We start from the raw sequence: 19,384 nt of genomic DNA, 5'->3' as shown, positions 1-19,384 counted from the left end.
TCCTGTATTTTTTTGTCTCGTTTTTTGGGAGTGAATCCGTAAGATTCACAACTCCCATTGAAGCAAAGACAATCGCTAAAACCGTTAATATTCCTTTGGTTGTTTTTTGCATTTTAATTCTCTTTTTTTCTTAATCTCTGATGAAATCCTCAAAATATTTAATACCAAGGAGGACACACCTACCAAAAATGCTACAACTCCTCCTATAATTGTCAAATGGTCTAAAAACCAAGCGAAAATAGCTATCGCCAAAGCAGCAAATATATTTTCTGTTTTCATTTGTTATACGGTTATTGTTCCTGAAATACTAGCAGTAATATGCGCCTTCTTTTTAGCATCTCCTCCTACTATCATCTTATTATATGTTACTCTATATGCGGTATACCCTTCCACTAATGAGATTGGAGACGAGCTTACTATAACCTCCAGTAATTGAGTGGCAAATGGATCATTTTCGTTTTCAAAATCTATAAAAGCGTTTATCTTCACTAATAAGTTTGGTGAATCCGGCATTAATTTAGGTACAGAAGGAGCGTTTTCTACAAAGAAGTATATTTCTGTAGCGTCTTTATGCCAAAGTCCATAAGGAGATTCAGGGGAAAAGCTAACTTGATTTGCCGCTGAGTAATGATACTCCTTGTTTGCGTACTCACCAATTAACTTGAATGCCTTAGTAAATCTATCATGCAGCGTTTTCGATCTAACTGGAGAGTTGGAAAGCTTTAGAATGTTTTGTTTTGCTAATAATCTGTTCTCCATATCTGATAGATACTGATAAAGATTATGAACATTACTCATTGGTATTACTTCTTTTCCACTTTGAATGCTCTGACTAACCCATGCGTCAAGAACACCACTGTTTATTGTTATCGCTCCACTATTATGAATAGGAAATGCTTTGTATCCCGATATCAATTCTTCTGGATCGTTTTTTATAATGCAATTAAGTAAAGTTCTGTCGTACACATCTTTATCGTTGCCAAAATATTGTGTAAGAACTATTTTAAAATACGAACCTGCGCTTTCACGCAATAAAAACGATACATCATTAGAACTGGCGTACCATTCATTTTTAATTAACAGGTAACGATACCTTGTTCCGTTGTCTGTTGTGTCAAGATAATAGTAGTTTGTTGTTGGATTAATTTCTGTTAAAGGCGTAGTTTGATTAGGTACGCTACTAAATGAAGATTTTACCCAGGCTCCAGAATTTCTGTAAACATCTCTAAAGCGATCGTGCAGCGTACCACTTTGTACTGCTTTATCCTTTATGTTTGTGTTTTTAGAAACAAGATCAATAGTTTCACCGCCCAGAGGAATAACTGTTTTTGTTCCATCTTCAGAGGTGTATGTAGCTTGATTTTCGTTTTTTATTAAAGTTGTTATTGTCTCGGCAACTCCCCCAGTATCTTTAGTGTACAAAACGCTCGAGAGAACTTTTATTAATTCTTTTGAGTCTTGGTATATTGTTCCGTTTACTTCTATTCTATCTACACTTGTAGCGTTCAAGAGTACAAATTTAGAATCATAGACATTTACTACATTTATGTGTCTGTCATCTATATAAACAGACAAAAACACTTTGTAGTAGTGCACTCCATTTAATGAAAACTTAAGCGAATTTACATTTTCAAATCTTGCTATCATTGTATTATTCTTGTTTTGTATGGTCTATATGATTTTCTACAATCTTCTTTGAAGCTTGGATAATCTCCTTTTCTTTCAATGTATTTTTTTACACCCTCAAAAATCTTAAAAGCGTCCTCTCGATATTTGTAGTAAAAGTTTCTTCTTTCCTCCAGATTAATAGGTTCCGAGTGAGGTGTTTTCTTTATCACAAAGCCATGAGACGTACTTGTGATGTTTCCTTTCAAAATAAAACGAGCGTAAGTAAAATAGGAAAGAACCTTTCCTATTCCGCTAAATATATATTCCCTGTCGTTATAGGAGTATTTCCCTCCCTCAATAAGTAGTTTCCATTTGTCCTCTTCTCTGTTTATTACCAGATCTACATAAAACTCCTCTCTCAGAATATCTTTAAGATCTAACTCTTGAGCCTCCTCAATGTATGTGTTGAATTCTTTTTCGCTGACCCCTATAGCTACGTTTAAATAACTTTCTACAGTGCTTTTGTTAATTAACAGTTCCATCGTCAAGTAAAGAATATTGTTTGATTGCCCAGTTGTTTTCTGGATTAATCGGTTCTTCGAAATTTCTAAAAAGCTCTCTAAAAAGATTAGATATTTTGTCTTTTTCTCTTGCTATACTAGCGTTGTATATTGATTGAGCTTTTATTAAGTCTTCTCCTGATGTCGCCCCTAGCTTTCCTTGTACAAAGTCTATAAGCTGAGGAGGAATATTGAATGCCTTTCTTATAAAGTTAGAAGAGCTTTGTTCTACATGACTATACCTATCGGGTTTTTGATCGCTTTTAATGTTCCCGAATATAAATTTTCCATTTTTCTCCGACTCATCATCCCAATCATCTTCTAGCATCCACACTGAACATGCGTTTTCAATCCCTGTTACTTGTTGAGCATCATTGAAAAATTTGTTTTCTTCTGCCGGATTATCAAACGCTCTATGCCTAATTGTTGTGATATCAGTAAATCCTCTTTTGCATAAAGAAGAATAAAACAGCCCTATGTGGTATTCAGCATCTGCAAATCTTTCAACCTTTTCAATCTTACTTTTAGGATATGTATACTTTGAGTCTATCTTGAAAAACATCATTTGACCATTATAATGTTCCCATCCTCCTGCCGCTTCTACTTGTTCCTGTATAATTTCTGGATCGGGATTGTACGAATCAAACTCTTTGACTTTTTTTTTGTTCAGCGACTTCCCCCATCCTTCTGGTGAATAGATTATTTTACCTGCATACCCTACGCTGTCTTTCTTTCCAGATTTACAAGCGGTATATGGAAACACCTCGTAACCTGCCTTTTCATATAAAGCATTGTATCTTACTTGGATGAAGCATCCTTGATGTTTAGAAACGGACTCCCCTACATCATAAAGCAAGTCATTTGCTGTTTTTGTTTCCCAAAAATTGCTACTAAGATCTACGTTCATTTCAACCTCAAACCCTGCTCCACATAAGAAAGATTCATAGATCCAAGCACATTGCGAAGCTGTCGGACTATTCTCAATTAGATTTTCATTTTCTAAAGACTTAAGGTTGTCTTCTCCATGGAAAACAACCCCAAATCTTTTGTTAAAAATCTCCTTCCGTTCTTCTTTATGTGCTTTTGCGACCCTGCTTTTCATTCTTCTTCGCTATACAGTATTTCTTTGATTTTTTCTTCGTCCTCTGTTGATAAAGATTCTAGCTTTTTCTCAACACCTTTGACAGTGGTAGCTCTGCTTTCAATCCCTATTCTTTCAAGCAAAAGATTTGCTTGATCAATAGACAATTCGTAATCAAATATCTCCACATAAGCTTCTTCGTGTCCTTCTAACATCTCATTAATATCCTCTGGGGTCTTCGAGAATAGAGAAATTCTGTTAGGGTTTTCCTTTAAAAGATTTAGAGCTATCTCATCTGTAATATTATGTTCAGAATAAGCTTTAGATGTTCCTTTTATCGGAATAATCACACCTTTTTTTAGCTGAAATTCTCCTGCTTTTTTTTCTTTCGTGTCTTGCATTCTATTGATTTTTTTTAAGGTTTCTATGTAAATAGGAATATTGTTCGGGCATGAGCTGCACACTCCTCCAAAAAGAAGAGTGTACAGTCTAAACACATGCTTTAGATAAGGGGTGTCATCTTTATACTTCCCTGTTGTTATCTCCTTATAATCTAGATTCTTAATTAAATCAAGAAGATTCTTATCTTGATTGCTCAGGAGGTGCTGGTGGATCTCCATATTCGTTCGCTTTTATAAAGTCAAGAGTTTCCGTATAGGTGTTTTGCAAAAACAATTTTACTCCTGTTAGTTCTTCCTCTCCTTCTTCTGTTGCTACAGTTAAGAGAGTGGTTCCGCTATTTTCCGAACTACTCCAAGTATCTTCAGTAACGGTCATTCCACTCTCCATTCCTACCAACTCAAATGCTAATTCTCCATTTAATCCTCCATCAACCTTTTCGATTATAGTAACAACTTTTGCTCCGTCAACTAACTCCTGTATTCTTTCTCTTTCTCTTTCTCCTCTGTACATAACAGTGAAGTTGTCAGTATGAATATACCCTCCACCAAAGTCTGCTTTGTTGTAGGCGTGGTTGGCTTTTGAGGTTTTATTATTTCCTTCTGCCGGGTATATTTTAGCATCAGCCTTCAATACAAGGAGTTCCACTTTAGTCCCTCTGTTTGTTGTCTGAGTGGCTTCCCTGTCAATATCCTCCCAGTTGATGTACCATTTTCTTACTAAACCTTGCTTAGGTTTATGTCCACAAATTCTTGCGAATTTACCAGACAATCTTGCATCACAATTTCCCATTTATTTACTGTTTTTATAGAGCTGCACGGAACTCAAAAGGATTAGTCATTTTGAAATCTATCATGTAGTTTCCTTTTATGTAAAAGTGTTCGTCTTCACCTCCGATATATTCAAGGTGTAAGTTCTCAAGAGCAGAAGCATCATCAACACCAAGCTGCAAGTGCTCTTTTTTTGTAAATAGAGCGAAGTGTGGCAAATGCACAGTATTTTCTACTTTGAAATCATTGTTTCTCCAACGATCGTAGTTCTTGATAGTAGTGATATTTTCTCCATCTACTTTCAGGTTTTGAATTCCGTTTTGAATTTCGTCTTTAGAGGATTGAATCCCCACCCCTGCAAGTCTTTTGAAGTAATTCTCGTAATTCTTATAAAGCTTGTGACTTGACAACAATATGTCTCCATCAAACTCGTAAGTATCAACAAGTTTTTCGTACAAATTGAGCGAGTAATCACTTTCAAGATTGTATTGATTTGGATCAGAGTTTTTGCTAAGTGTGATAAAATTATCCATTAATTCAGGATGTGTATTAAAATACTGCATCGTAGGAATCAACCCTTTTTTTATCAGATCGTAATACTGAACTTTGTTTTCGTCGTTTAAGATGTTCTGACCTGCAATTTCCTCATCTCCAAACAAAACAATTCTTTGAGCATCTAACTTCATTGCTTCAACAACCAAATCAACTATAAACTGAAAAAAATCAGCCTCACCCAGATCTTTTATCTTATGTCCGTTAGCTAACCCCCACTGCGTAAACTTCTGCATAAATTCAGTGTAGCAGTATTTTATTTTAACCTCTACTAATTGAGGGTTCCATTTTTGAGAAATTGCTGGGAATTTAGGAGACAAAGATGGACCACCACATCCCTGTGACTTTCTTGTCACATATTCTATGCCCTTCATAGCTGCCACTTGTTGCCCTCCTTTTACTCCTGGAACAATAGTAAAGAAGTTATTGGTGTCTTCATGAAATACTTTACTTACTGATATTTCTCTTATATCCTGTATGAATCTATCATCAGTAGCTATTTCTTTAAATGCTTCGTGAATATTAAATGCCATTGTCTTCTTTTTTTTCGTTTATCTGTTCTTTTACTCTATCGTACATTGACTTTTGTTTTGGAGGAGCTGGAGGAGCTGGAGGGGTGTCGAATTTTTTTGACTTAACCGTCCTAGCTAAGGTGTTGAACTTGCTGTTAATACTTGACATTTCAGAAGACAGAAGAAGAATTGCTTCTTCATTTTCTTTTGAATTTTTATCAAACCGACCAAAAACCTCTCCTCTTAGTGTGTCAATACTTTGCATTACTTCTGAAAGGGTAGGTTCGCTTTCTTCTTCTTTAGGCTTGATCTCTGAAATTTCACCTCCAGAAACAACCAATGTTCGCCCGTCTGCTAGCTTTACATCTCCATCTGAAATCGCTCCACCTTCTTCGTCTGTTACAGAATCTCCAACCTGAGGCTCTTCTGCTTCTGTGATAATCTTAATTATCTTCCCTGTAGCGTCTGTCAATTCTATATCAAAAGAATCTTTGCTAAATTGCTTTTTGATTTTATCGATTATACTCATATTAAAATTTGATTTATAAGTTTTTAAATAAGCGGAATATCTCCCAAAGAAATCTTCAATGACTGACGGGTCTTTTTGAATTGTGTTAAACACTTCAGGGTTGTTGTCTAGAAAATCAGAAACTATAACACCAAGGTCACTTGAATTACTAAAGAGACTGTCTGTTGCTGCCGGGTCATCTACTAAGTCAGAAGCTATAAAAGAATGTAGTATATGAGAATCAAACTCTTTTTCATTTACTTTTTCAGTAAACAGTTCGCTTAATATAACAATTGAATTACCGAACATGTCAGCGTTACGACCTGCCATTTCAACAACATACTCCCACATAGAAATGCCCTTGCCTTCAACCTCTGTTTTTTGAGATATCGTATCTAGAAATAAATCAGCAAATACTTTGTTGTTTTCTAATTTGAAATTCTTGTATCTGCCTAGGAAAGTTCCCAGCGAAGTTGCGCAAGCGTTGGGGTGTCCAAATCGACACTTTACCCCTTGTTTTTGCTCGTTTCCTTGGTTTACTAAGTCAACAAGAAAAGCTTCGTTAAAATAAGAATCATTTTTATTTTCTCCTTGTTGAACAATAACAACGTTTCTAATTATTCCATTTTTTTCATCAACATTTAATGACATATTAGAAAATGAAACAGATGCTTTAAAATGTGACTTACTCATTCGGTTATTTTTCCCTTACTTTTTGCTAAAGTAGGGGGCGATTTTGCATAAAAAAAGGTTTAATTTTTCCCACTTTTTTAGTAAATTTGAAACTATGACAATAATCCTCACATTCGCAGCTATATCAGTATGTTACGTACTGATAAAAGTATGGATAAAGATGGTCGATTTTTTTCTAAAACCTGCCATTTCAAGCATAGAAAAAACACCTACACACCTTCCTAGTAAAATTAAGGTTAGAGAAGCTAAATATTCCAGTGAACTGTCTAGTAAAATTAATGACAACAACACAGTATCTATACTGGTTGATTGCATTCAGAAAAACGATTCTTATTTCAGTGTTTGTTTGAGAATAAAAAACGAAACTGCTGAGCAGATTTTTTATACAATGAAGGATTGTTTTTTTATTTCAGAAAAAGGACTTCAAATAAAGTCTGTGCCTCATGCAAGTTTCGAAAAAAACTTAAAAGAACGAATACTCCCCGGGTTGTATTTAACTAAAAAGTTAAGTTTCTCTACAAAGTATTCTGACTTTTCTCAAAATGACACTATTGTTTGCGAGATTGTAGCGAATGAATCTTCTTATCTTGCGTCTTGCGATCTAAAAAGCATTACCGATATTGCTTTAGTTTCCTAATTATTTTCCTAATATTAGATACATCTTTGAATCCGTATTTGGTGCAAAGCTCATTGTATCTTTCTATTTTCTTTATCTCTGGGTTTTTGTGAAAATCCTCATAAATCTGAATATAACTAAGCCACTTAGAAGATACTACCCCTAGTTTGGTTAATTCTTTTATTTCACTTTCTTTTTCTTTTAACTCTGTATATAACATTACCATTTTCCTTGTGGGCATTTATGATTCTTACTTCTAACTACTACTGACGCAGGGCACTTGCATATTTTGCAGTAGTATCCTTTTATTTCAGAAAGTGTATAGTCAGGGAGGATTGCCGCATGTAATCCCCATTTAAGTGATTTCTTCCCTTTTTCATCTACACACCCCAGGCAGATTAGCGCTCTTTCTTTTGCTTGTTCAATGATCAGCTCGTCGCTTGTTAGGTAGTTTTTCCACCCATTAATTATATCGTCTATCTCACTAATTATATCGTCTATCTCACTCATACACTTGATCCTTCTGTTACTTTTGTTGTTCTATTTGCTTGTGATATAATTTCTTTTACTGATACTTCAGATGGAGGAAGACTTTCGTATGCTTGAGCTACTTTGTCTCCTATTTTATCCGCTAATGTATCGTAGTCGAAAACTTTTCTTGGTGATTTAGAGACTGAGTTAGTTACAATTCCTCCATCTCTAAAATATCTCCTCGTATTGTACCTGCTTACTCCTGTGTCTTTATTTATCATTTCAATCAGCGCTCTATGTTTTTTTGTTGAGCGTTTATTTATGATGTACTCACCTCCTTGTGCTTCAAATCCCGGCACTCCATCTACTGTGAAAGGAACTCCTCCTCTGTCGTGAGAGTCTCCTTCGATATACCCTCCTCTTTGGTATTTAATTGTAGGCTCCTTCACTGATGTAATTTTTTGTACCGCTGCCAGACCACTTGCCAGTGTTACCCCTGTTGCTACTGTCTTACTTGCTGTATTGAAAGGTTCTGGCAGAACAGCTGGCGCCTTCCAAACCTCTGTAATACCTTGGTAAGTGTTGATTGTTGCTTGTGCAATTCCAGCTGCTTTTCCTGCTGCCGTATGTTCTCCTAATAATTTAGAAACTCCTCCAAAAGTATCAGCAGCATGTTGGAATCTAGCCTTTTCTTTTTCTTCTGTAATCTTCTCAATACTGTCAGCGCTACGTTTCTCAATTAGCTCTATCAACTTGGCATTACCGGCTGCTGCTTTTAGATCACGATCCCTTTCAGCTTTAATTCTTGCTACATCAAGATCATACTGATTGTTATACTTCTCTTCTTCCTCTAGCCTGTCTATTTCAAACTGAATCGCTTCTTCTTCTTTTTCTGCCTCTTTCCTTCTGTTATTAGCTTCTTTTTTAGCAAGTTCATTTTCTTTATCAACACTGTTGATGGCATCATTATATTCTTGTTGATTTATGACACCTTGCTCTAGTCGTCTCTTGTGGTATTCTCTCTCTTTTTCTGCAATTAGATCAAGCCTGTTTACTTCTTGATTCAGCAATTGCTCTGTAAAGAAAATGTTTGCGTCTAATTTGGCTTGATGGGATTCTTTAAATAACTCAAATTCACGCCTAGCATTATCTGCTGCGATTTCCGCTCTTCTTTTTATCAGATCATTATCTAATTGAAGAACTGCTAAACTGTACTCGAGTTGAGTTATTTTTTTTGCAGCCAGCTCTTCTTTTAATATCTGGATTTTTTTATCTCTCAACTCTTCCGCAAGAGTTAATTCTTCTGAGAGTGTTTTTGCTCTTAACCCTTGTTCTTCTATAAATATCTGAAGAAGTGTTTTGCTTTTCTTTATTGCTGCATCAATAGCTTTCTGTCTTGCTGTAAGATATTTGTTGTATGCTTCTTTACGTATTGAATTCAGTTTATTTTGCTGAGTTGTTTCTGCTTCCAGTAACTCAGCATTGGCAGCACGTAGTTCAGCTATTTTATTGGCTATTTCTGTTCTATCTGCGTCGCTAGTGTCGTTTGATTGTGATTTCAATTTTAGCAACTCTAATTCTAATGCATTCCTTTCTCTTTGAGCTTCGTTTGTTTCTCTAAGTATCTCAATTGACTTTTTTGCTGCCGCCTCTCTTTCTGCTAGTGTTTTGGTTTGATCTTCAGCAATCTTGTTTTGTGCCTTAAATTCCTCTTTCCCTTTTGCTACCTGAAGAATAAAATCAGCTTCTGTTTCGCTAAGTTTTTGAGTGATTTCTGCTATTCTCTCCCCTCTTTTGATGGCTTCTGAAAAAAACTCCCCTGCTGTTTCTGCCAGGTCTCTTGTTTTTCCTATTACATCATCTACTCCGGTAGCAAACTTTAATGTCGAATTTGCTAAATCTTCATAACCATCAGTAAAACCACTATTAATAATCTTCTTTAATGCTGAAAAATAATCTCCAATAGCACTAAATCTATTTATCAAATTAGTTTTTATAGCCTCCCATAAAGCCTCCAAAGCTTCCTGCGGACTATCAAATGCCGAAAACATCGCATCCCCTACATTTTGAATAACTCCGAGCAGGCTATGGAGTATAATTTTAAGGGGGATGAGAACTTTATTTACTCTATTGATTCCGCTTTGAGTTGTTGCCAGGTACGTTATTAGTGTTCCAATAACAACTACAATAGCTCCTATCCCTGTACTTATGAGCGCGAGTCTGAATAACTTTAAAGCTTTTGTGTTTCCTTTTGTAGCTATTGCCGCCGCTCTCTGACCTTTTACGTACATTGCAAGTATTCCGTACAAGTTACCTAGAAACCCTCCAACAACAGGGATTTGTTCTATTTGTCCTCTGAAAGTATTTGACAACGAAAGATTTTCTTCAATAAGCTCTTTTATCTGTCCTTTATAGTTACCTACATCAACTTGAGTAACCCCCATGGTCCGATTAAGATCTTTATATTCCTCATCTTGTTGAATGATTAAAGCGAGTAATTCTCTCCCTGCTTCCGTGTGCTCTCTCTGCTCCTTGGATAGAGATTTGTAAATTCTTCTGTTAGTACTTAATGCTTGGCTTAATTGCTCTATCGATCCATTTGTAGTTCTTATAACATCTGCCTCCTTTATTAGTGTTCTATTAAAAACATCAACTTGTTTCTTTAGTCCTCTATAGCTACTTTGTTGTGTTCTTAGTTCACTACTTGATTTCTCAAGCTGAATCTTCTTCCTTTCATTGACTTTGATTAGTGATTCTAGATCTTTTTCTCTCTCCTTGTATTCTGCTGAATTCTTCTTGCCCTGTTTCTCTAGCTTAGCTAGATCATTTTTGTATGACTTTATAAGGTTCTGCCCTTCTTCTAAAGAATCTTTATAATATTTAGTCTCCTTCTTTAATCGTTCAATATTTTCTCTGGCATCTGATGCTCTCTTTAACAAGCTATCAGTGTCGATATCAAGCTCAACTAACTTTATTCTCTCCATCTTAAATCAATATAAATTCAACAGTCATTTTTTGAATAGAGTTGTTGCTAACCTCTCTGAGCAACAGGTTTATTTTTGTAGCGCTATTCTTCTGAAGTGTCATAATAACATCATTGTTATTGTTCCATAGTTCGTCTGGATGAGCATACAATACCGGAATCAGTGTTTTTTCTGATATATTTTGATTGAAAGTGATTTCAAGTATACAATCAGCACCAACATTCTCTGTTATTTCCGCTTTTAAAACTACTCCTTCTACACTGTAAGTTGTTCCTTTGTCTCCTCCCGCGTCGATATCTATAGCTTTGCCTTTTTTTACAACATTAGAAATAATGTTCTGTAAATACTGAGCCAAGGTGTTTGTGTCATTGTATTTTATATTTTCAAGCTTATCATCTTTAAGATTAAAAACAGAATCCGAAAAGTCGTTTAATGCTTTTCTGTGGTTTTTCGCTTTGATTTGCTTTGATTTATTTGTTGGAAATATCAATCCAAACATTTCTGTTAGCCCGGTTCTTCCTAGTCCCATAATTTAAATGTTATAATCTGTTGAATAATCGTCGTCATACTCCCCGTTTTGCTCTACAATACTAACTGGTATCACTTCGCATTTTGATGTATTGTATCCGCTATAGTTTACTTTATTTATATATACCAGCTCTCCTAATTGTTTGATATATTTAAGTTTCATGAAATTTAGAAAGTGAATATCCAATGGAGTGATATAAGCTTCTATCCATAGTTTTTTTCCTTGATTGATCATATTTCCAAAGGACGTGTAGTTGAGAGCAACTAGCTCGTTATGATCATAATCCCTGAAAGTAGCGAAAGGAGTTATTCCGCTGTGCGTATTGGTGTTTGATGACCCAGAAACTTTATACTCAAACGAAGCTTGTCTTCTTTCAATTCTCAAAAGAAAAGGCTTACTTTTTTTAGGTTTTATGCTTTTTACTGTTCCGTCTTTTTCTAGCTCTTTTTCAAAAAGAGGTGCCTTTCTTAAGACTTGTCCGTCTATGATATAAGATGAGCTATCTGGCGCCTTAAAGGCTCTTCTTATAATTTCCTTATTTTCACTAATTGTGGTATCGTCTATTTTGATAACAGAATCTGCAAAATCATCATCTTTATTATCATACTGATATCTTAAGTAATTGCTTTGCGCGTAGTTCCCTACTTTTGAAGACTTTTTGACCTTTTTGTGAAATTTGCCTGACCAATCTTCACTATTTTTATAATCATTAAGAAGATCTTCAATCCTTTTAAAATAATACGTTTTCTTTGTTCTTTGTGTTATCAACCCGTAATGATGCATTACATCTTTCATCACCTGTTTTAAAGATGTGCTTGTCAGATAGGAGTTGAAGTTTATGACAACATTACTGTTATCTATAAACAGATCTAATGTCAAGTTGTAATTATATCTTATTTGATTTTCACTAGGATCTGCTAGAAATTTTATATACAACTCTTCATTTTTTCTTAAATAAATTCTTCTGGTAAAATCGAATATATTCTCTCCTTGTGAAAAGTTGTTTTTTACTTCGAATAGATCTATTCCGTTTTTCTCTACAACAAGTCTTAAGTTATTAACTCTTCTGACCCTAACAAAACAACTAATATCGAGCTTGTAAAATCCATCATTAGAAATTTTGATTCTTGATCGGTCAAATTGATTCGAGCTTGAGTATAGATGAATCTCCTGAGTATCTATGGATTCTTCTAGTTTCAAATAGTGAATGTTGTCTCTATTAATTGGGGTTATTATTACTATCTGCCCTCCTAGATCCATCGACACTCCTCTGATGTCAATCTCTTTTTCTCCATTTATGGTCAATATTTTCTCAGCAGGAACTGATTCTGTTTTTGATGAGTAACCTCTATCTACACTTATTGCCATTTCTTCGAAATCTTCCCATTCAAATAAGTTGTCATTCCCTAGGTATTCGTATTTAAACCCGGTGATTTCAAATATTTTATTCCATATGTATTTAATAAACACGCAAGGCGCTTGATAGTTATATTCTATGATATCACCATCTATCTTTCCGTAATCAGCAACAGGAAATGTAAAGCCGTCTTCCCATGTATTAGAGAAACTATTTTTCCAGCTAGTATCAGTTAAGAGTATTTCAGGAATATCTAACACTGAAGATATTTTCGTGTCCCCAATAGCATTGTAGATATCTATGATTCCGTCATAAGCATAGATCTCGTAATATGATTCCTCTATAACATCACCTATGATCATGCTTCCATTCTCGATCGTTGTTATCCCTTCTCTTCTTACTTCTATAGAAGAAATACGGTAGGGGAGAACAGATTTACTCCCGTCCATTCCTAGCATATCAAATATTAAGTTGTTATTAGGGGTCCAAGGGAGACGAAATCTGTTTGTCACTCCTGTTTGTCTATCTTTTATTTCGAAAAAATCGTTGATTTGTTTTGTTTCAACAATCAGAGTATTTTCATCTGTATCCGCTCTTCTTCCGTTTATATATACCTCTATCATAGTTTCTGTGTATACATTTTAGGAAGTGAGTACGATAAAACCATGTTCCCGAAATCCATTGATTTTGAAAGAATATTGATATTGTTATTGCTTAGTTTAACCTGAGCAAAGTCGCTAATTGAGAATCTTTGAAAATTCTCATTCATGTATAGCTGGACCATAGGAGATGTGTATAATTGTTTTATTTGATCTCTTTCATAAGCTTCTATTTTTCCAGTGCTAACAAGATGCTCCCCTTCTGCTTCAAAACCAATCATTGATCGATTTGAGGTTATGTTTTCAATATTATCAAAGCCTTTGTTTATTGTTTTATAACCTTTTGTTTTAAGCTTTTCTTTATGCAAACGTTTAAACCTAAAGTATGACCAGCCTCCTGATTGATTAAAGTACTTAATGTATTTACCACTACATGCCTGGATCTTTTTTAAAAATAAGGTGACGTATGTAGATCCATTAATTTTAATCTCTAGTTCATTTACACCAAGATGTAGCGGTAGATCATATTCAAACCCTTTGTTGTCATTTTCACCATTTGAAACAAACAGCCTGTTTACTCCTTTTTTTAGATTCAGTTCTATACTATTTCCTGCGTTAGTGATTGTAACTTCTCTGTCTTGATCAGAGTAAATGCTAAAATCAAATGGCAATCCTTCGAAATATGTTACGCGGCTTGTTTTGTCTGAGTTCGGAATCAATAACTTTATTTTTCCGTCTGCAATGTTGCTTACCTTTTTTCTAACAATCTGATCAACCGATTTTATAAGTGAGTATTTAAGCTCTTTTATCTGTTCTGTTCCGTCAATCATTTTTACACACACTTCAATATTTAACTCCAAATGAAGATGACTATCATGTATTAAATACTTTCGGTTGTCAGTAATCTCTGTCTTGTCTGAAAAGTGATCTTGATTGATCAGTGTTGCTGCAATCTTTTTGAATTCAAAATAAAAATCTCCTGTCGGACTTGGCGCTCTATCAAAAGGGAAACCGTTGATTGTTACTACAGCCTTTACAGGCGTGTTGTCTGTAACACGGAACTCCAACACACAATTATTGTACGCTGACACAGGTCTACTCTTTGGCTCATTAAATATTTCAATCATGCTGCTGCTTGTTTAAATAATTCAACCACATCGCTTTGTGCTTTTCTAGAGTATATATCTCCTAGCTCTTCTATCATTTTTCTAAGGTCATCCGCTAAAAAGTCTTTAACCACACTGCTTATAACCTCTCCTTTGTTGTATGTGTTTGGAACTGTGATTCCTTCTCTTGCTATCTTTCTAGCGATAATAAATGCAAAACGTCTTTTGTTTTCCTTGAATTCTATAGGTAAACTATCCTTAACCTCGATCCATTCTTCAATCTCACTCACCACAGGAAACCCTCCACTACTCCTTCCGTGTTCCATGAAGATTGCATGCTTCTCTGACCACATGGTTAAGGTGTCTCCTTTGATTTCTTTTTCTAGTCCTCTTTCGAATTTTCCTGATGCTCTAAGCCCTAGCTCATCATACTTAGCAATGATTTTGACTCTTAAGCTCTCCAGATATTTATTATATATCTCTTCTTTAGTCTTCATTAGATATCACATATTTAATCTTCACCCCATCAAGGTTGTTGTCGTATATATTCTCTACTTCTACGGTTTTTATTGAATCAACTTTGAATTCTTCGCAAATGCTAAAAGACTCAACAAACGATTCAATCAGAGGCTCCAAGTGTCTAATATTATTCTCGTACTTGTAGTTATAATCCGAATCATCAATTTTTGACCGGACACATAAGATAGCCTCTCCCCTATACACCTTTTTTATTACGGCTCCATATTCATTTAGAATGAAATCAGTATCTTTCCAGAGGTGTAAAAAATACTTTTGTTTGTCCTCGAATATATCATCGGTATCATCCGGGAAATCAATAAGATTCTGCCAATGCCCTCTACCTATATTAAAAGACCAGCCTAATTCTCCTGTTATTTCTCTTAGCTTTTCTATCAACATTATCTAGATAGTTTGTTTATTATTTCTTGAATATCTTTATCCATGGCACTTATTTCAACAATTCTTTCGTATGGGAGGCTTAGGTAATATTCTGACTTGGTCCAATCGCCATTGGTAAGGTTTCTTAACCTTACTCTGTGACCGTACCTTTCTAGTTTTTCAACTCCTGCTTCTTTCTCTTTAGCGCTTAACTCTCCTCCTAGTTCATTTTCTTCTGCCTCTGCAATATTTTTTAAGCTTTCAGAAATCCACTTGTAAACAGCAAAGCAATTAAATACACTTGCTCTTCTTACTTCCCAGCTACCTACATTGTACACGATCTTTAATATCTCTATCAAATTAGCCTCCTCTATCAAAACACTAATCTCAATTATATCACTCCATGAGAAGAGCCATAGACTATCTTTTTTGGGCGCTATTCTTTTTTTTCCTATCCTGAGAACATTGTTGTTTTTAAGTGAGTTTCTCACAATGTCGTCCACTACCTCCTTTACTTCTGTGTCTAATTTTTCATACTGACGAAGTGTTGGTGGTTTTGTGAATATTTCTTCTATGCTATACGGCTTCCTCCCCATTTTCTTTTTCCAGATTTCTTTTTTGATAATTTCATTTGTGCGATGTACCGCATTGGGTCAATCGTATGATTGAACTCGTCAATCGGTTTATTTAATCTCTTACCTGTCTTGTCTTTGTCCCAGGAATATTTCCTAAGCTCTTTAATCATGTTCACGCTATCAGAAGTGACAAGCATTTCATGTTCTTGTAAAACAGATATTCCGAAGTTGATCGAATCTCTTCCTTTTTCTGCTCCTTTAACAGAAAAACCGTAAGCGTTTATCTCAGCGATACTTTTAGGCTCCGAACTATCAGCAACTACAAAATCATTCTTCTTAATTCCTAAAGATTTCATTCGTTTTGCGATTTGATCATTTGTTAAGCCTTTTTCATAAATAAGCTCTTTCCAAACAAGCTTCCCGTTCCATTTATAACATGCTATTAATGTTGTAGGGTCATTAGTGAATCCAAAGTCAATCGCGTACCCTATCAATTCAGCTTCTTTTGGTACCTTGTCTACTTGTTTCCAGTTTTCAAGTACAACTCCTTCTAGTCTTCCGAGATGACCAAGTCCATAAACTTTATACCAATTCGCCCACCAAGAAGATGTTTTTGCTTTTTCTTTAGCTTTTAGAATAAATTTCTTAGCGCTTTCCGGGCAAGCTTCATTATCCAGATAACTCAAGATTAACATATCCACATCGGCGTCCCCTTGTAATTCTTCATGAAACCAGAATTCATTGATAGGGTTCCAGTCTAAAGTGATAGATTGTTTTGTTCTTGATGCTAGCTCAGTATAAGCTAAGAATGTTATATTGTTAGCTTCATTTATATATAGACGATCTCTTCTAGCTCCTCTTAATTTAGAGTCATTGTCGGCTGAAAAAAACTCAATGGTGCTACCGTTGCCAAATGTGTAAATACTATCAGTTTTGTGCCAGCGAGAATCAAACCAGCGTCCGGTTGATTTCATTATTTTTTTGAAATCTTTAATCGCTCCTCTTTTTAAGTGAGGGAAAGATTCAGATACAATAGATGTTTCGGTATTTGGAAAAGTACAACAATGATTTACTTCGATAGGAATAATACCAAAAGTCTTTCCTGCCGATGTACCCCCTTGGATACCTTTTACAAAGGCTTCTAGTTTTATTATTTTACTAATCGATGTTGTTGTTTGGAACATCTTTTAATTTAAATAATGGTTGCTCTAGTACTACCTTTTGTTCTGTCTTATCAATCATTCCTAGTCTTCGAGCTGAAAGATTCGCGTTAAAGACTCCAACCATTCCTCCTTCGAACTGCTGGTTGTCTATTCTCTCTCTTACACGTGTTGTGATGTTAATAAACTCAGCTCTTTCTTCGTAATCTCTCCAGCAATTTGTTGTTATTTCTAAAAACAAGCACAACCCTTTAAGGGTATATGGTCTTTGCATAGGAATAGATATTATCTCGCCTGCCCTGTCTCCTCCTTTCAGTGCTTCGTTCTTGTACCAGGGGTTGCTATCTGCCCAATCGAAATACGAATCACATTTTTTTTCTAAATCTTCAGGGGTTTCGAATATTCTCGGGCATCCACCATTGTTTCCTACAGCGTTCTTGTTTCCTTTCATCGCTTCACTGAGATTTTTATTTTTTGCAGTTCTTGTTTTTGCTGACATCTCTTAACCGTATTACAATTCGAATTACTTCCGTACAGTGTGTTTGTTTAATCGTATTTCTCTATTTGCTGAATAATCCAAGCTTTATCATATGACTTACCGCTTCTCTCTAGGTGTTTCATATGTTTCCGATAAAGCATTGATTTGAAGTGGTTCTTTTCTCCTAGGTATTCGTGGTCTTTTCTGTTTATACCTATTAGGTTTTCGATTCTATCCATAGCAGGATTGCCACCCATTCCCCGTCTTTGGATATGGTGGATGTCAAGAACGCAAGATTGTTCTGTTAGCTCGCACTCATGCCGTGAGTCGTGCGTGTCTAGGTCGAAAAAATCGAAATAGATCTTTACGTGTGTTTTCAAAAAGATTTCTTGTTAAAAAGAAGTCAAAGAAGGCTGGGAAGTCTAAAGAAGTCATTTCTCTATAATGAGAAAAGAAGTAATCAGTGTTACTTCTATAACAAAAATACGGCTTTACCCTTGTTTATCAAGAATAAAGCCGTTGTATTTTTCAACAAAGTTGTTAACTATTTTTCGGTACAGAATGTTTTTTGAAACATACCATCTACAAGATATTCAACGCGATTTTCACTACAATCTCCTTTGTGTGTGTATGAACTATATCTTTCTGGATTTTCCATATCCTGATATGCAGTTATCACGAATCTATTTATATTTATTTTTCTTGGAAACACCTCTATCTCTTCTCCTGAATTAAAGTCAACATAAGTATCTAATCTTAAGTGATATTCATATTTCCCGTTATAATGAGAAGGTGACATCTTAATGATTCGTTCTCTGTCTGTAAACTTAAGTATTTCTTGGTCCTTCCCATCATGTACTATAACAAGTTCTGATCTTACTGTAGCCTGTGCTCCGTCCATTGCTATTTGTCTAAAATCCATAGCAGCATCTTTTGATACTATTCCTAGATCTAACACTATATAGTCTACAGGATCGTTTATTTCTTTTTGAAAAACCAAACTCCCTTTAAAGTCCATACTAAAAACAACCTCGCTTGATCCTTCTGGTTTTTTCACTATAGCCTTTTTGTTGTCTCCTCCGACTTCTGGATACGATCCCTGTTCAAAAGACTGGTAAATATCTTTATGTATGTTTTGAGAAAAAGTAATTTTTCCATCTTGGTACTTTGATGTTCTCGTTACACAGTTGCAATCTCCTTCGAATTCATCTTTAGAGCAAGATGTTAGTATGATTGATAAAGCGAATATGTTTAAGAGTATTTTCATTTTGTTTGGTTTTTAAGATTTCAAATTTACTTTTTATTTGTAGTTTTTTATTGCGGTTTTCCGCAATTATTTGTTATGGGTTTTATAATCAATTTTCACAGTCACAGTAGTCGCTTCTCAAGTTACAGTACTCGCATATAGATAGCTCAACACCTCCATGCGCATCCCAACTTCGATCTTCCAATAAAGTACTTTCTTCATAAGCGTTATAGTCTGGATAACCTCTTGTTATGATAATTGTTTTTTCAAATCTTCATGTCTCAGCCTCATTAACCACAATTGAGCTTCTTCTATTTTTGTTATAACTAAGCTCATCTCTCTGGTTCGATTTTTATTTTGAATTTTTTCTGATTGCTGTTGAGCTTCTTTTAATAATATTTCAAGTGTATGCATATTAATTTAATTTTATGATTTAATTGTTCGGTTTGTTGGTTTTCAATATTAACACATTACAAATGTAAACCTTTAAGTTGACATTTGCAATTTTTTGTCAACCTTTAGTTTTACTTTTTAAATATTTTGTCAACCTTTAGTTTTACATTATATTTGCTTATATGGAATTAAGAATTAAAGAGATTTGCAAAGAAAAAGGCTTAAAACTACCAGACTTAGCCAAAAGACTAGGTATCAGTAGACAAGCCTTGTCTAAAAGGATTAACAAT

At 35.0% G+C, this 19,384-nt stretch carries 24 protein-coding genes; 2 read left to right on the top strand and 22 right to left on the bottom strand.

The window, feature by feature from the left end; all coding sequences use genetic code 11:
* Nucleotides 1–84 precede the first annotated feature (84 nt).
* Genes ACFSTE_RS13350 through ACFSTE_RS13315 form a run of 8 tightly spaced genes read right to left on the bottom strand, consistent with a single transcriptional unit; the run spans nt 85 to nt 6,683 of the window.
* Nucleotides 85–279, bottom strand: coding sequence for a hypothetical protein (locus ACFSTE_RS13350; protein ID WP_378255971.1), 195 nt, complete (start codon nt 277–279; stop codon nt 85–87).
* A gap of 3 nt (nt 280–282) precedes the next feature.
* Nucleotides 283–1,647, bottom strand: a complete 1,365-nt coding sequence (locus ACFSTE_RS13345; protein ID WP_378255973.1) for a hypothetical protein — start codon at nt 1,645–1,647, stop codon at nt 283–285.
* On the bottom strand, nt 1,644–2,150 hold the full coding sequence (locus ACFSTE_RS13340; RefSeq protein ID WP_378255975.1) for a DUF6712 family protein: 507 nt from the start codon (nt 2,148–2,150) through the stop codon (nt 1,644–1,646). The genes ACFSTE_RS13345 and ACFSTE_RS13340 overlap by 4 nt, the downstream gene beginning before the upstream one ends.
* Nucleotides 2,134–3,270: a hypothetical protein gene (locus ACFSTE_RS13335; protein ID WP_378255977.1), complete on the bottom strand. Its 1,137-nt coding sequence runs from the start codon at nt 3,268–3,270 to the stop codon at nt 2,134–2,136. Before ACFSTE_RS13335 ends, ACFSTE_RS13340 begins: the two co-directional genes overlap by 17 nt.
* Complete coding sequence (locus tag ACFSTE_RS13330) at nt 3,267–3,869, bottom strand: hypothetical protein (RefSeq protein ID WP_378255979.1); 603 nt, start codon at nt 3,867–3,869, stop codon at nt 3,267–3,269. The genes ACFSTE_RS13335 and ACFSTE_RS13330 overlap by 4 nt, the downstream gene beginning before the upstream one ends.
* A complete protein-coding gene (locus tag ACFSTE_RS13325) occupies nt 3,832–4,440 on the bottom strand; it encodes a hypothetical protein (protein ID WP_378255981.1) in 609 nt (202 codons plus the stop codon). The genes ACFSTE_RS13330 and ACFSTE_RS13325 overlap by 38 nt, the downstream gene beginning before the upstream one ends.
* Nucleotides 4,441–4,453: 13 nt before the next feature.
* The gene (locus ACFSTE_RS13320; RefSeq protein WP_378255983.1) at nt 4,454–5,503 is read right to left on the bottom strand and encodes a hypothetical protein; all 1,050 of its coding nucleotides are present in this window, start codon (nt 5,501–5,503) and stop codon (nt 4,454–4,456) included.
* Entirely contained in the window at nt 5,493–6,683 is a 1,191-nt protein-coding gene (locus ACFSTE_RS13315) for a hypothetical protein (RefSeq protein WP_378255985.1), read from the bottom strand. Before ACFSTE_RS13315 ends, ACFSTE_RS13320 begins: the two co-directional genes overlap by 11 nt.
* 94 nt (nt 6,684–6,777) lie before the next feature.
* Between ACFSTE_RS13315 and ACFSTE_RS13310 the strand changes: the two genes are divergently transcribed.
* Nucleotides 6,778–7,320, top strand: coding sequence for a hypothetical protein (locus ACFSTE_RS13310; protein ID WP_378255987.1), 543 nt, complete (start codon nt 6,778–6,780; stop codon nt 7,318–7,320).
* Here ACFSTE_RS13310 and ACFSTE_RS13305 read toward each other — a convergent pair.
* The 14 genes from ACFSTE_RS13305 to ACFSTE_RS13240 all read right to left on the bottom strand — a co-directional run bounded on the left by ACFSTE_RS13305 (nt 7,295) and on the right by ACFSTE_RS13240 (nt 19,115).
* Nucleotides 7,295–7,519, bottom strand: coding sequence for a hypothetical protein (locus ACFSTE_RS13305; RefSeq protein ID WP_378298182.1), 225 nt, complete (start codon nt 7,517–7,519; stop codon nt 7,295–7,297). The genes ACFSTE_RS13310 and ACFSTE_RS13305 overlap by 26 nt on opposite strands.
* Nucleotides 7,519–7,809 carry a hypothetical protein gene (locus ACFSTE_RS13300; RefSeq protein ID WP_378255991.1) on the bottom strand — a complete coding sequence of 97 codons (291 nt, stop codon included), beginning with the start codon at nt 7,807–7,809 and terminating at the stop codon, nt 7,519–7,521. Before ACFSTE_RS13300 ends, ACFSTE_RS13305 begins: the two co-directional genes overlap by 1 nt.
* Complete coding sequence (locus ACFSTE_RS13295) at nt 7,806–10,754, bottom strand: hypothetical protein (protein WP_378255993.1); 2,949 nt, start codon at nt 10,752–10,754, stop codon at nt 7,806–7,808. The genes ACFSTE_RS13300 and ACFSTE_RS13295 overlap by 4 nt, the downstream gene beginning before the upstream one ends.
* 1 nt (nt 10,755) lies before the next feature.
* Complete coding sequence (locus ACFSTE_RS13290) at nt 10,756–11,283, bottom strand: hypothetical protein (RefSeq protein ID WP_378255995.1); 528 nt, start codon at nt 11,281–11,283, stop codon at nt 10,756–10,758.
* A gap of 3 nt (nt 11,284–11,286) precedes the next feature.
* Nucleotides 11,287–13,263, bottom strand: coding sequence for a hypothetical protein (locus ACFSTE_RS13285; RefSeq protein ID WP_378255997.1), 1,977 nt, complete (start codon nt 13,261–13,263; stop codon nt 11,287–11,289).
* The gene (locus ACFSTE_RS13280) at nt 13,260–14,366 is read right to left on the bottom strand and encodes a hypothetical protein (RefSeq protein WP_378255999.1); all 1,107 of its coding nucleotides are present in this window, start codon (nt 14,364–14,366) and stop codon (nt 13,260–13,262) included. The genes ACFSTE_RS13285 and ACFSTE_RS13280 overlap by 4 nt, the downstream gene beginning before the upstream one ends.
* Nucleotides 14,363–14,842, bottom strand: coding sequence for a hypothetical protein (locus ACFSTE_RS13275; protein ID WP_378256001.1), 480 nt, complete (start codon nt 14,840–14,842; stop codon nt 14,363–14,365). The genes ACFSTE_RS13280 and ACFSTE_RS13275 overlap by 4 nt, the downstream gene beginning before the upstream one ends.
* Entirely contained in the window at nt 14,832–15,263 is a 432-nt protein-coding gene (locus ACFSTE_RS13270; protein ID WP_378256003.1) for a hypothetical protein, read from the bottom strand. The genes ACFSTE_RS13275 and ACFSTE_RS13270 overlap by 11 nt, the downstream gene beginning before the upstream one ends.
* Nucleotides 15,263–15,838 (bottom strand): hypothetical protein, encoded by a 576-nt coding sequence (locus tag ACFSTE_RS13265; protein WP_378256005.1) that lies wholly within the window; start codon nt 15,836–15,838, stop codon nt 15,263–15,265. The genes ACFSTE_RS13270 and ACFSTE_RS13265 overlap by 1 nt, the downstream gene beginning before the upstream one ends.
* Complete coding sequence (locus ACFSTE_RS13260) at nt 15,814–17,001, bottom strand: PBSX family phage terminase large subunit (RefSeq protein ID WP_378256007.1); 1,188 nt, start codon at nt 16,999–17,001, stop codon at nt 15,814–15,816. The genes ACFSTE_RS13265 and ACFSTE_RS13260 overlap by 25 nt, the downstream gene beginning before the upstream one ends.
* Nucleotides 16,976–17,476: a terminase small subunit gene (locus ACFSTE_RS13255; RefSeq protein ID WP_378256009.1), complete on the bottom strand. Its 501-nt coding sequence runs from the start codon at nt 17,474–17,476 to the stop codon at nt 16,976–16,978. The genes ACFSTE_RS13260 and ACFSTE_RS13255 overlap by 26 nt, the downstream gene beginning before the upstream one ends.
* Nucleotides 17,477–17,523: 47 nt before the next feature.
* Nucleotides 17,524–17,712 carry a hypothetical protein gene (locus ACFSTE_RS13250; protein WP_378256011.1) on the bottom strand — a complete coding sequence of 63 codons (189 nt, stop codon included), beginning with the start codon at nt 17,710–17,712 and terminating at the stop codon, nt 17,524–17,526.
* Between the two features lie 287 nt (nt 17,713–17,999).
* Nucleotides 18,000–18,722, bottom strand: coding sequence for a hypothetical protein (locus ACFSTE_RS13245; RefSeq protein ID WP_378256013.1), 723 nt, complete (start codon nt 18,720–18,722; stop codon nt 18,000–18,002).
* Between the two features lie 228 nt (nt 18,723–18,950).
* The gene (locus ACFSTE_RS13240; protein ID WP_378256015.1) at nt 18,951–19,115 is read right to left on the bottom strand and encodes a hypothetical protein; all 165 of its coding nucleotides are present in this window, start codon (nt 19,113–19,115) and stop codon (nt 18,951–18,953) included.
* A gap of 161 nt (nt 19,116–19,276) precedes the next feature.
* On the opposite strand from ACFSTE_RS13240, the gene ACFSTE_RS13235 reads away from it, so the two are divergent.
* Nucleotides 19,277–19,384, top strand: a 108-nt coding sequence (locus ACFSTE_RS13235) for a helix-turn-helix domain-containing protein (protein ID WP_378298184.1), incomplete at its 3' end; no start/stop codon positions are given.

Origin of the sequence: Aquimarina hainanensis, from assembly GCF_042684685.1 — a bacterium.
Classification (GTDB): Bacteria; Bacteroidota; Bacteroidia; order Flavobacteriales; family Flavobacteriaceae; genus Aquimarina; species Aquimarina hainanensis.
The sequence above is the reverse complement of the archived record's forward strand: the minus strand, read 5'-3'. Positions and strand labels throughout refer to the sequence as shown.

Bases quoted from the DNA above. Each gene is read 5' to 3' on its own strand.
- ACFSTE_RS13350 (WP_378255971.1), bottom strand. From the start codon at position 279: ATGAAAACAGAAAATATATTTGCTGCTTTGGCGATAGCTATTTTCGCT.
- ACFSTE_RS13345 (WP_378255973.1), bottom strand. From the start codon at position 1,647: ATGATAGCAAGATTTGAAAATGTAAATTCGCTTAAGTTTTCATTAAAT.
- ACFSTE_RS13340 (WP_378255975.1), bottom strand. From the start codon at position 2,150: ATGGAACTGTTAATTAACAAAAGCACTGTAGAAAGTTATTTAAACGTA.
- ACFSTE_RS13335 (WP_378255977.1), bottom strand. From the start codon at position 3,270: ATGAAAAGCAGGGTCGCAAAAGCACATAAAGAAGAACGGAAGGAGATT.
- ACFSTE_RS13330 (WP_378255979.1), bottom strand. From the start codon at position 3,869: ATGGAGATCCACCAGCACCTCCTGAGCAATCAAGATAAGAATCTTCTT.
- ACFSTE_RS13325 (WP_378255981.1), bottom strand. From the start codon at position 4,440: ATGGGAAATTGTGATGCAAGATTGTCTGGTAAATTCGCAAGAATTTGT.
- ACFSTE_RS13320 (WP_378255983.1), bottom strand. From the start codon at position 5,503: ATGGCATTTAATATTCACGAAGCATTTAAAGAAATAGCTACTGATGAT.
- ACFSTE_RS13315 (WP_378255985.1), bottom strand. From the start codon at position 6,683: ATGAGTAAGTCACATTTTAAAGCATCTGTTTCATTTTCTAATATGTCA.
- ACFSTE_RS13310 (WP_378255987.1), top strand. From the start codon at position 6,778: ATGACAATAATCCTCACATTCGCAGCTATATCAGTATGTTACGTACTG.
- ACFSTE_RS13305 (WP_378298182.1), bottom strand. From the start codon at position 7,519: ATGTTATATACAGAGTTAAAAGAAAAAGAAAGTGAAATAAAAGAATTA.
- ACFSTE_RS13300 (WP_378255991.1), bottom strand. From the start codon at position 7,809: ATGAGTGAGATAGACGATATAATTAGTGAGATAGACGATATAATTAAT.
- ACFSTE_RS13295 (WP_378255993.1), bottom strand. From the start codon at position 10,754: ATGGAGAGAATAAAGTTAGTTGAGCTTGATATCGACACTGATAGCTTG.
- ACFSTE_RS13290 (WP_378255995.1), bottom strand. From the start codon at position 11,283: ATGGGACTAGGAAGAACCGGGCTAACAGAAATGTTTGGATTGATATTT.
- ACFSTE_RS13285 (WP_378255997.1), bottom strand. From the start codon at position 13,263: ATGATAGAGGTATATATAAACGGAAGAAGAGCGGATACAGATGAAAAT.
- ACFSTE_RS13280 (WP_378255999.1), bottom strand. From the start codon at position 14,366: ATGATTGAAATATTTAATGAGCCAAAGAGTAGACCTGTGTCAGCGTAC.
- ACFSTE_RS13275 (WP_378256001.1), bottom strand. From the start codon at position 14,842: ATGAAGACTAAAGAAGAGATATATAATAAATATCTGGAGAGCTTAAGA.
- ACFSTE_RS13270 (WP_378256003.1), bottom strand. From the start codon at position 15,263: ATGTTGATAGAAAAGCTAAGAGAAATAACAGGAGAATTAGGCTGGTCT.
- ACFSTE_RS13265 (WP_378256005.1), bottom strand. From the start codon at position 15,838: ATGGGGAGGAAGCCGTATAGCATAGAAGAAATATTCACAAAACCACCA.
- ACFSTE_RS13260 (WP_378256007.1), bottom strand. From the start codon at position 17,001: ATGTTCCAAACAACAACATCGATTAGTAAAATAATAAAACTAGAAGCC.
- ACFSTE_RS13255 (WP_378256009.1), bottom strand. From the start codon at position 17,476: ATGTCAGCAAAAACAAGAACTGCAAAAAATAAAAATCTCAGTGAAGCG.
- ACFSTE_RS13250 (WP_378256011.1), bottom strand. From the start codon at position 17,712: ATGGGTGGCAATCCTGCTATGGATAGAATCGAAAACCTAATAGGTATA.
- ACFSTE_RS13245 (WP_378256013.1), bottom strand. From the start codon at position 18,722: ATGAAAATACTCTTAAACATATTCGCTTTATCAATCATACTAACATCT.
- ACFSTE_RS13240 (WP_378256015.1), bottom strand. From the start codon at position 19,115: ATGCATACACTTGAAATATTATTAAAAGAAGCTCAACAGCAATCAGAA.